The sequence below is a fragment of the Burkholderia sp. HAN2018 genome (assembly GCF_024704855.1).
Lineage (GTDB): Bacteria > Pseudomonadota > Gammaproteobacteria > Burkholderiales > Burkholderiaceae > Burkholderia > Burkholderia cepacia.
Map to the genome: position 1 here is coordinate 1 of NZ_QOBB01000239.1, position 10,273 is coordinate 10,273.

At 68.6% G+C, this 10,273-nt stretch carries 10 protein-coding genes and 2 pseudogenes; 1 reads left to right on the forward strand and 11 read right to left on the reverse strand.

Annotation, left to right across the window (positions count from 1 at the left end; genetic code table 11):
* The 4 genes and pseudogenes from flhF to DPV74_RS34650 form a co-directional block, all read right to left on the reverse strand.
* Positions 1–225: pseudogene (gene flhF, locus DPV74_RS34635) on the reverse strand (flagellar biosynthesis protein FlhF); the annotation flags it as partial.
* On the reverse strand, positions 222–2,321 hold the full coding sequence (gene flhA, locus DPV74_RS34640; protein ID WP_119338830.1) for a flagellar biosynthesis protein FlhA: 2,100 nt from the start codon (positions 2,319–2,321) through the stop codon (positions 222–224). The pseudogene flhF and the gene flhA, both read right to left, overlap by 4 nt.
* Complete coding sequence (gene flhB / locus DPV74_RS34645; protein ID WP_027788637.1) at positions 2,318–3,514, reverse strand: flagellar biosynthesis protein FlhB; 1,197 nt, start codon at positions 3,512–3,514, stop codon at positions 2,318–2,320. Before flhB ends, flhA begins: the two co-directional genes overlap by 4 nt.
* A gap of 391 nt (positions 3,515–3,905) precedes the next feature.
* Positions 3,906–4,286 carry a DUF805 domain-containing protein gene (locus tag DPV74_RS34650; protein WP_060174989.1) on the reverse strand — a complete coding sequence of 127 codons (381 nt, stop codon included), beginning with the start codon at positions 4,284–4,286 and terminating at the stop codon, positions 3,906–3,908.
* Between the two features lie 374 nt (positions 4,287–4,660).
* Between DPV74_RS34650 and DPV74_RS34655 the strand changes: the two genes are divergently transcribed.
* Positions 4,661–5,065 (forward strand): hypothetical protein, encoded by a 405-nt coding sequence (locus DPV74_RS34655; RefSeq protein ID WP_119338831.1) that lies wholly within the window; start codon positions 4,661–4,663, stop codon positions 5,063–5,065.
* A 95-nt stretch (positions 5,066–5,160) separates the two neighbouring features.
* Here the strand turns inward: DPV74_RS34655 and DPV74_RS34660 are convergent, their stop codons facing one another.
* The 7 genes and pseudogenes from DPV74_RS34660 to DPV74_RS42015 form a co-directional block, all read right to left on the reverse strand.
* Positions 5,161–5,658 carry a VOC family protein gene (locus DPV74_RS34660; RefSeq protein ID WP_119338832.1) on the reverse strand — a complete coding sequence of 166 codons (498 nt, stop codon included), beginning with the start codon at positions 5,656–5,658 and terminating at the stop codon, positions 5,161–5,163.
* Positions 5,659–5,827: 169 nt separating this feature from the next.
* The gene (locus DPV74_RS34665) at positions 5,828–7,066 is read right to left on the reverse strand and encodes a DUF3443 family protein (protein ID WP_027788641.1); all 1,239 of its coding nucleotides are present in this window, start codon (positions 7,064–7,066) and stop codon (positions 5,828–5,830) included.
* Positions 7,067–7,082: 16 nt separating this feature from the next.
* Complete coding sequence (locus DPV74_RS34670) at positions 7,083–7,586, reverse strand: DUF2844 domain-containing protein (protein ID WP_119338833.1); 504 nt, start codon at positions 7,584–7,586, stop codon at positions 7,083–7,085.
* A 268-nt stretch (positions 7,587–7,854) separates the two neighbouring features.
* Positions 7,855–8,586 (reverse strand): protein phosphatase CheZ, encoded by a 732-nt coding sequence (cheZ, locus tag DPV74_RS34675; RefSeq protein WP_027788643.1) that lies wholly within the window; start codon positions 8,584–8,586, stop codon positions 7,855–7,857.
* A 1-nt stretch (position 8,587) separates the two neighbouring features.
* Positions 8,588–8,983 carry a chemotaxis response regulator CheY gene (gene cheY, locus DPV74_RS34680; RefSeq protein ID WP_006485893.1) on the reverse strand — a complete coding sequence of 132 codons (396 nt, stop codon included), beginning with the start codon at positions 8,981–8,983 and terminating at the stop codon, positions 8,588–8,590.
* Positions 8,984–9,050: 67 nt separating this feature from the next.
* The gene (locus tag DPV74_RS34685) at positions 9,051–10,142 is read right to left on the reverse strand and encodes a chemotaxis response regulator protein-glutamate methylesterase (protein WP_027788644.1); all 1,092 of its coding nucleotides are present in this window, start codon (positions 10,140–10,142) and stop codon (positions 9,051–9,053) included.
* Positions 10,139–10,273: pseudogene (locus DPV74_RS42015) on the reverse strand (chemoreceptor glutamine deamidase CheD); the annotation flags it as partial. The gene DPV74_RS34685 and the pseudogene DPV74_RS42015, both read right to left, overlap by 4 nt.

Genomic DNA, 10,273 nt, shown 5'->3' on the forward strand with positions numbered 1-10,273 from the left:
CGCGGCGGCGGGCACCGATTCCGGCACGCGCGGCGCGGCCATGCGTGCGCGCGCCGCAGCCGGCGGCGTCACGGCGGCCAGGTCCGAATCGGCGAGGGCGACGATTTCCACGCTGCCGTCATCGAGCGTGCGGTTCGACAGCACGACCGCGTCGGCGCCGAGCGCCTCGCGCACGAGACGAAGTGCGTCGCGGCTCGTTGCGCCGGTGAATTTGCGAATGTTCAAGCGGAACCCCCGATGACGTTAACGACTTTGATCGTGCGTGTGTCCGGCACTTCGGCGTACGACAGCACTTTCAATTGCGGCAGGCTGCGGCGCAGGAAACGCGCGAGCATCGCGCGCAGCGCGTGCTGCACGAGCAGCACGGGCGGCAGCCCGAGATTCCGTTGACGCAGCATCGCCTGCTGCGTGCCGGTCAGAAGGTTGTGCGCGAGGCCGGGTTCGAGGCCCGGGTTCGCGCCGGTGGCGAGCGCCTGCGACAGCACGCGCTCGAGATTCGCGTCGAGGCCCATCACCTGCATCTCGCCCGCGCCCGGATACCACTGCTGCGTGATCGCGCGGCCGAGCGCGAGCCGCACCGCGGCCGTGATCTCGAACGCGTCGCCGCGGCCCGCGTGTTCGGACACGGCCTCGAGGATCGTGCGCATGTCGCGGATCGGCACGCCTTCCTCGAGCAGGTTCTGCAGCACCTTCTGCAGCGTCGTCAGCGAGATCGTCTTCGGCACGAGGTCCTCGACGAGCGACGGCGCGTCCTTGCCGGTGCGCTCGACGAGCGCCTGCACTTCCTGGCGGCCGAGCAGCTCGGCCGCGTGCTGGACGACCAGATGGTTCAGGTGCGTCGCGACGACCGTGCTCGCGTCGACCACCGTGTAGCCGTACACCTGCGCCTGTTCGCGCATCGCGACGTCGATCCACACGGCCGGCAGCCCGAACGCGGGATCCTGCGTGACGGCGCCCGGCAGCGCGGCCGTCACCTGGCCGGGGTTGATCGCGAGCCACTGGCCCGGGAACACCTCGCCGACGCCGATCTCGACGCCCTTCAGCGCGATCCGGTACGCGTTCGGCCGCAGCTCGAGGTTGTCGCGGATATGGATCACGGGCGGCAGGAAGCCGATTTCCTGCGCGAATTTCTTGCGGATGCTCTTGATGCGCTTGAGCAGTTCGCCGTCGCTGTTCTTGTCGACGAGCGGGATCAGCCGGTAGCCGACTTCGAGGCCGAGCGGGTCGATCAGCTGCACGTCGTCCCAGGTCGCCTCGTGGCTGTCGGACGGCAGCACGGCGGGCGGCGCGATGTCGGTCAGGTCGCCGGCCGCTTTGCGGGCCGCCGCGCGCTTCGTCTGCGTGCGGGCCAGCCAGATCGCACCGCCGCCGAGTGCGAGGAACGCGAAGTGCGGCATGCCCGGGATCAGCCCCATCAGCACGATGATCGCGCCGGTGATGTTCAGCACGCGCGGGTTCGTGAACAGCTGGCCGGTGATCTGCGTGCCGATGTCCTCGTCGGTCGCGACGCGCGACACGATCACGCCGGCCGCCGTCGAGATCACGAGCGACGGGATCTGCGCGACGAGGCCGTCGCCGATCGTCAGCAGCGTGTAGTTCGTGCCGGCCGCGGCGAACGTCATGTCGTGCTGGACCATCCCGACGATCAGCCCGCCGATCACGTTGATCGCCATGATGATCAGGCCGGCGATCGCGTCGCCGCGCACGAACTTCGACGCGCCGTCCATCGACCCGTAGAACTCGGCTTCCTGCGAGACCGCCAGGCGGCGCTTGCGCGCCTGCTCTTCGTTGATGAGGCCCGCGTTCAGGTCGGCGTCGATCGCCATCTGCTTGCCGGGCATCGCGTCGAGCGTGAAGCGCGCGGACACTTCGGCGATCCGCCCCGCGCCCTTCGTGATCACCATGAAGTTGATGATCATCAGGATCACGAACACGACGATGCCGACCGCGAAGTTGCCGCCGACGAGGAAGTGGCCGAACGCCTCGATCACCTGGCCGGCCGCGTCCGGCCCGGTGTGACCCTCGAGCAGCACGACGCGCGTCGACGCGACGTTCAGCGACAGGCGCAGGAGCGTCGAGAACAGCAGCACGCTCGGGAACGCCGCGAAATCGAGCGGCTTCATCGTGTACATGCTGACGAGCAGCACCATCACGGACAGCGCGATGTTGAACGTGAACAGCAGATCCAGCAGCATCGGCGGCAGCGGCAGGATCATCATCCCCAAAATCATGCAGATGAGGATCGGGCCCGCGAGCGCGCGCAGGTTGGTGCCCGCGAACGGATTCTGGCGCTTCGCGAACAGGCCGGTCGGGGTGCTCATGCCGCGCCTCCGTTACCGAGCGTGTCTTCGGCTTCCTCGCGTTCGTCGTCGGCGGAGACCGACGCGCCCTTGTCGAGGTCGGCCGGCACATCCAGGTCGACCGGCACGGCCGGGAACGCGCCGCCTTCCGAACGGAAGCGCTTGAGCTGGTAGACCCACGCGAGCACTTCGGCGACGGCCGAGTACAGCGAGCCGGGAATCTCGCGTTCGAGTTCGACGTTGTGATACAGCGCGCGTGCGAGCGGCGGCGCTTCGAGCAGCGGCACGTTGTGTTCGGCCGCGAGTTCGCGGATGCGCGCGGCGACGAGGTTCACGCCCTTCGCGACGACCTTCGGCGCGCGCATCTCGCCGTCCGTGTATTGCAGCGCGACGGCGAAGTGCGTCGGGTTCGTCACGACCACGTCGGCCTTCGGCACGGCCGCCATCATCCGGCGCCGCGCAATCGCGCGCTGCTGCTGGCGGATCCGCCCCTTCACGTGCGGATCGCCTTCGTTCTCGCGATGCTCGCGCTTCACTTCTTCCTTCGTCATGCGCAACTTCTTGTTGTACTGCCAGATTTGGTAAGGCACGTCGAGCGCGGCGACCACCAGCATCCCGGCGACCGTCGTGCCGCAGCACACCGCGACCAGGTGCAGCGCATCGGGCAGCGCCACGCCGAGCGGCTGCGTCGCGAGACCGAGCAGCTCGTCCTTGCTGCGCCAGATCGCGATGCCGCCGATCCCGCCGACGACGAGCGTCTTCGCGATCGACATCCCGAGCTGGATCGGCCCCTGGATCGAGAAGATCCGGCCGAGGCCGGAGATCGGGTTCAGGCGGTCGAACTTCAGTTCGAACGTTTTCTGCGAGATCAGCCAGCCGCCGAGCGCCATCGGCGCGAGCAGCGCGGCGACACCGGTGAGCGCGAGCAGCGGCAGCAGCGCGGCGAAGCCTTCGAGGCTCGCGCTGCCGGCCGCCGACAGCATCCGGTTCGTATCGAACGCAGTGGCGCGATCGAACATGAACGCGCCGCGCAGCATCGCCTGCAGATGCCCGCCCGACGGGCCCGCGAGCAGCCAGGCACCGTAGAACCCGGCCGCGAGCAGCGCGAACGAAGCCAGTTCGCGCGAACGCGCGACCTGCCCCTCCTCGCGCGCCTTCTCGCGGCGCCTGGGAGTGGCGGCTTCGGTCTTGTCGAGATCGCTCTCGTCTGCCACGGGGCCTCCAGTCGGGTACGGCGGAATGCCGCTTTCCAGTGACACCGATTATTCATGGAGGCGTCAAACACCGATCGGTCGAGCAAAGCCGGGAAAGGGGGGTATTTCGGGGAATCGGGCGAGCCGGTGCAAACGCGGCCGGACGGGGCCGGAAGGGGGACGGAACGGGGTGAGGCGAGGCGGCGAAACGGGGCGGCCGGTGCGATGGCGGGGGTGGGCGCGGGGCTTGGGGCTTCGGGCTTGGGGCTTGGGGCTTGGGGCTCGGGGCTTCGGGCCGAGCGACGACGGCGCGAAGCTGGGAAATGGTGAAGCGGTTGGTGAAACGGTGAAGCGGGAACGGCGCGAAACCAGGCCCCGACGCGACAGCGTCGCGCGTCGGGGCAGGCGTCGGTCAGGCCGCCGCGATCGGGTCCGCGCCGAAGCGGTTCGGGCCTTCGGTGCCGCGCGAGCACATCCACACGAGCAGCAGGATGCCGCCGACGATCGGGATCAGCGCCAGCAGCAGGAACCAGCCCGAGCGGCCCGTATCGTGCAGCCGGCGCACGCTGACCGCGATGCTCGGAATGATCAGCGCGAGCGAAATCAGGCCGAGCACGACGAGCAGCAGCAGCGTGATCAGGCCCGCGTCGTGGCTCCCCGCGCCGACGACCTGCGCGACGATCGACAGCACGCAGGTGAGCAGCGCGAAATACCAGTATTCGGCACGGCGCGCGCGGCCTTCGAATGTCGCGTATTTATTGAGTACGGAACGAACGGCTTCTGAAAAATTCATCTTATTACCCTCCTGTTTTATATTGACGACCCCGGAAACAACGCCGGCATTATATGTTTGAATTTCGGTGGACTCCAATCTATTTTCACATGGCGGGTAATGCGCACGCCCGGCTGCAGCGCCCGCCGGCACGGCGTATGAACGGCTGCCGAAGCGGAATACGGCGCCGCAGGCTTGCATGCCGCGTCATTTTAATAATCTTGAAAACCTGACATAAACGACAGCCCCGGATAATCCAGTACTTGACTACCGCCAAATGAAACCGGGGGCGATCGATAATCGCCGCGAGTACCGCATTCGATTAACCGCCGGTATTACGCCGGCGCGCAAAGCGCGCTACGCTTCGTCATTTCCGATTCCGGTCGAACCGCACCATGCTCCGTCATCCGTTCGTTCCGTCGCTGTCGCTCACCTGCGCGCTGGCAGCCGGCTGCGCGGGCACGCCGGCCCTGCCGCCCGGCGCGCAGGCGCCTGACGCACCGCACCCCGGCACGATCGCCCTGCACCATGCGTGGAACGGGTCGACGCAAACCCTGCGCGCGCAGGATGTCCCCGCGAGCGTCGCTTTCCGCTGCGCCGACGCGCGCGGCGAACCGTCGGAACGCGCCCGCGCGGCCTGGTGCGTGCCGGTCGTCGAGATCGAATCGGTGTCGGTCGATGCCGCCGGGCGCCCGGTCGCGCCGGCCGATGCCGTCCGGATCGAAAGCACCGCGTACGGGCCCGGCCACCGCTTCCTCGACCATACGCAGCTGATGCGTACCGGCCGGCCGCCGGTCTAGTGCCCGTATGCGGCGATCACGGGCTTCCCGGCCCGTGCCGGCCATGGGGCGCCGGCGAGGCCCCGTTCACGCCGACAACAGGCCGGCGCACGCGCCTAGCCCGCCGCCGCCCGCTGCAGCGCGGCGAGATCGAGCTTCTTCATCGTCATCACCTGCGCCATCACGCGCTCGGCGCGCGCGGGATCACCCGCCATCAGTTCCGGCAGCTGCACCGGCACGACCTGCCACGACACGCCGAACCGGTCGCGCAGCCAGCCGCACTGTTGCGCGCGCTCGTCGCCGCCTTCGGACAGGCGCGCCCAATAGCGGTCGATTTCGTCCTGGTCCCGGCAGTTGACGACGAACGACACGGCCGGCGTGATCAGGAACACGGGGCCGCCGTTCAGCGCGATGAACGCCTGCCCGTCGAGCTCGAACGCGACGGTCATCACCGCGCCCTCCGCGCTGCCGGATGCGTGCGCGCCGGCCTTGCCGTAGCGCGCGACGTGCACGATGCGCGCGTTGTCGAACACCGACACGTAGAAACCGGCGGCCGCCTCGGCGTCGCGGTCGAACCAAAGGAACGGGGTGATGCGTTGTATGCGCGGACTCATGGCGCTGCCTCCTCGATGTCGTGCCGGCACGGCCGCCGGTATTACATCGTAGGCGCTGTGCCCGCATGCGGCGGCGCTCCGGCCCGGCCGGCCGTGCCGTGCGCGGCCGCCGGATAAAAAAGGGGGCGATCTCTCGCCCCCGTTCCCTTCGGCGTGCGGCCCTGCCGCGTCAGAACGCGACGAAAGGCGCCGCGCCGCCGGTCGAGGTCTTGTCCATCCCGAAGTAGATCGTCCTGCCGTAGAAGTGCGGCATGCCGATGTCGAGCCAGCTGGACGAACCGAACGGGCCCGCGATGTCGTTGAACGCGTACGTCGACGGGTTCGAGAACAGCGAATCCGCGTTCGCGATGGACATCGACACGGTCGCGGCCACGCCGTTCTGGCCGCTCAGCGTCGCCGAGTAGCTGGCCGGCGGCGATGACGGGCAGTAGAACTGCGTGTTCTTCGAGCAAACCGTCTGCCCCGAATCGTTGAAGAAATACGCGTTCGAGCCCGTATCGAAGAACGCGGTCACGTTGCGCCCGAGGAACGTCGCGCTGACGTCGCCCGTCGTGGTCGACGTCATCACGGTCTTCCCGGTCAGGTCGGGCAGGCCGAACGTCAGCGTCCCGGTGGAGCTGGCCTGCCCGCTGTTCGAGATGCCCGGCATCGTCACGCTCACCCCGCTGCTGTCGGCGAAATGATGAACCGGGTTGGCCACCTGCTGCGCCACCGGCACGAGCGCGACCGCGCAGTTCGCGTTGTCGCCGTTCGGGCACGCGTAGTAGTTGTTGCTCGACGACGTCGACGTCGCGCAGGTCGTGCCGCAGTCGACCGGCGCCGGCCCGATGCCGAGAATCCCGTTCGCGCCGAGCGCGCTCGCCGAGTTGGCCGACGCACCGCCGTTCGTGCACGAGGCCGGCACGTTCGTCGTGCCGAGGTCGCCGATGATCTGCACGGGCAGCGAGCGCGCCTGCTCGGCGCCGATCGACAGGTCGACCGTGCGCACCGAACCCCACGTATAGCTCGACACGAACTTGCCGCACTCGGCGACCGGCGCGCCGCCGCTCGTCACCTGCGGGAGGCTGCCGAGCACGCCCGACACCGCACTGCCGACGAGCCGCAGCCCGTAGGACGCGGTATCGACGAGCACGTTGCTGACCACCTGGCAGTTCGACGTGCCCGGCGCGCAGACCTTCACGCTGATGGTCGGGATGTTGATCACGTTCGCCACGCCGGCGTTGACGTTGATGACGGCCGTGTTCCCGGAGTTGCCGTCCGAGCCGCCCGAACCGTTGTTGCCGTTGTTGCCCGAGTTGCTGCTGCCGCCGCCGTCGCCGCCGCCACCGCATGCAGTCACGAGGACGGCCGTTGCCGCCGCGAGGCCCAGCACGCCGAGCCAGCGCTTGAATGTACGAGGAATGCTCAAGGTCGCTCTCCCGCTGTCACTGGATGTCGGTGCCGGCCAGGCCGGCAGGCAGCGCCGCCGGCAGCCAGGCCTGGCCCGAGAAGGCGCCCATGTGGCCGCCCGTCCGGATCACGAGGCCGCTCGTGTCGACGGACACGGGTGCGCGCCAGCCGCGCGCCTTGTGCGCCGCCTGGACGCCGGCGGTGTACTGCGGGAAATAGCTGCCGAGCAGCGACGCGAGATCCGGCATCGTCGGCCCTTGCCATGCGAGGCCGAACACGCTGCCGGCGGCCGACGTGTACTCGTGAATGACGGTGCCCGATCCGAGCGTGATTTCGCGGACGGTATAGGCGGCGGTACTCGTCTGCATGCCGTCCGCCGAACGCATCGCGCGCTGCAGCGCGCGCACGCTTGCGGCCTGATCGTCCGCCGGCGGCGACATCGGTGCGCCGCCCAGTTCGGCGTGCGCGTGGACGGCCCACAGCACACCCGTTGCAGCCGTCGCGTGCGCGACGGCGCGGCCCAAGCGTTTCAGCTTCACATTCCCTCCCACGGGACTGGCTTCGTGGCGGCGTGCGCGGCGATCATGCCCGCGCCGCCTGCCGACGTATGAGTCGTATGAATGACGCTTCGTTGCTGCTGACGCGTAGTATGCCTGCTGAGTGTGTCGAAGTGTCAATTCGACGCAGGCCGACCGGCGCGTGCGCAGGCGGCGAGCCCGGGTAAACGTGGTGGACGTTGTGGAAACGGCGCGACGCATGCATCGAGCGGCCCCGCGAAACGGAGGCGCGCCGATGCACGCGGCAGGGTCAGAAGCCCAGGCTGGCGAGCAGGTCGTCGACCTGCCCCTGGTCCTGGACCACGTCGGATTTGCCTTCCGGCGCGATCTGCGGGCCGTTCAGCAGCGACTCGGGGCTGCCGGTCGAGCTCATCTGCTCGGCGGCGAGCGCGGCCGCGGTGGCCGCGAACTGCTCGCGCCGCTCGGGCGCGATGTTCTCGACGAGCACCGTGAGGAGCTGCTGCTCGATCAGGTAGACCATGTCCATGATCTTCTTGATCACCTGGCCGGTCAGGTCCTGGAAATCCTGCGCGAGCATGATCTCGAGCAGTTGCGCGCTGGTCGCCGACGTCGATTCGGGCAGCGTGCGCAGGAACGTGCGCGTATCGTCCATCAGCTCGCGCACTTCCGCGTGCTCGATCGGCGCCGCATACCACTGCGCCCAGCGCGCGTCGAGCGCTTCGGCTTCGTTCTGGAGGCGCGCCTGCATCGGCTTGGCCACCTCGATCGCATTCAGCACGCGCTCGGCGGCCTGCTCGGTCATCGTCGCGACGTAGCGCAGCCGGTCGCGCGCATCGGGCACGGCTTCGGCCGCCCGCTCGACATGCTTGTCGAGCCCGAGCTCGCGCATCGAATCGCGCAGCGTGCGCGTGACATGGCCGATGCGCGCGAGGATGCGGTCGCTCGCGTAATCGGCACCTTCGGCCTGGCCGTCTGCGCTGAACCCGGCGCCCGTCAGCGCGGCATGGATCGGCTCGTTCACGTCAGCTCCCGGCCTTCGCCATCTTGTCGATGATCTTGTTCAGCTTCTCGTCGAGCGTCGCGGCCGTAAACGGTTTCACGACGTAGCCGCTCGCGCCGGCCTGCGCCGCCGCGATGATGTTCTCCTTCTTCGACTCGGCCGTGACCATCAGCACCGGCAGGTGCGTGAGCGTCGCGTCCGCGCGGATTTCCTTCAGCATCGCGAGGCCGTCGAGGTTCGGCATGTTCCAGTCCGAGATCACGAAGTCGTAGCCGCCGCCGCGCAGCCGCGCGAGCCCGGCGAGGCCGTCCTCGGCCTCGTCGACGTTCGAGTAGCCCAGCTCCTTGAGCAGGTTGCGGACGATCCGGCGCATCGTCGGGAAATCGTCCACCACCAGGATTTTCATGCTCTTGTCCATCGTCGTTCCTTTCCAGATTCGTTTCCGTCGGGACGCGTATCGTGGCACGCGCCCCGTGACATTCCATTCAAACGCGCTGCACGCGATCGCCCATCGTCGCCAGGCGCGCCATCACGCGGCGACTCATGTCGGCGAGCGGCGCGATCTCGTCCGCGCCGCCGAGCGCGATCGCCTCGCGCGGCATCCCGAACACGATGCAGCTTGCTTCGTCCTGCGCGAACGTGTGGGCGCCCGCGCGTTTCATTTCCAGCAGGCCGGCCGCGCCATCGCGGCCCATCCCGGTCAGGATCACCCCGATCGCGTTCTTGCCCGCGTGCGTCGCCGCCGAGCGGAACAGCACGTCGACCGACGGACGGTGCCGGTTGACCGGCGGCTCGTCCGACAGTTGCGCAATATAGTTCGCCCCGCTCCTCGCAAGCAACAGGTGCGCGTGGCCCGGCGCGATATACGCGTGGCCCGGCAGCACGCGCTCGCCGTGCTCGGCTTCCTTTACCGCGATCCGGCACAGGCCGTTCAGCCGCTGTGCGAACGATTTCGTGAAGCCCGGCGGCATGTGCTGCGCGATCAGCACGGCCGGCGCGTCCGGCGGCAGCGGCGTCAGCACTTCGCGGATCGCCTCGGTGCCGCCCGTCGATGCGCCGATGATGATCAGCTTCTCGGTACTGACGAGCGGGTTGTTGATCATCGGCGCGGCCGCGTGGCTGTCCGCCGCGCGCGCGACGGCCTGCGGCTGCGGCGCCTGGCGCACGCGCGCACGCGACGCCGCGCGGATCTTGTCGGCGAGCTTTTCCGCGTAGTCGAGCATCCCGTCGCGAATCCCGACGCGCGGCTTCGTGACGAAATCCACCGCACCGAGCTCGAGCGCGCGCAGCGTGATTTCCGAGCCGCGCTCGGTCAGCGACGACACCATCACGACCGGCATCGGCCGCAGGCGCATCAGCTTCTCGAGGAAGTCGAGCCCGTCCATGCGCGGCATTTCGACGTCGAGCGTGAGCACGTCGGGGTTGTGCTGCTTGATGAGCTCGCGCGCGACGAGCGGATCGGGCGCGGTCGCGACCACCGTCATGTCGGGCTGGCTGTTGATGATCTCGGTCATCAGGCTGCGGATCAGCGCCGAATCGTCGACGCACAATACTTTGATCTTCTGCACTGCGGTCATGCCTCCTGCTTTCTTGATAGGTTCGCCGCATACGGGCTGCCGGCTTGCGGGTTCGCTGCCCGTGAGCCGCTGGAGCCGCCGGCACCGCCCGGCGCCGCGCCGCGTGCGCCGAACAGCTCGATACGCGGGCG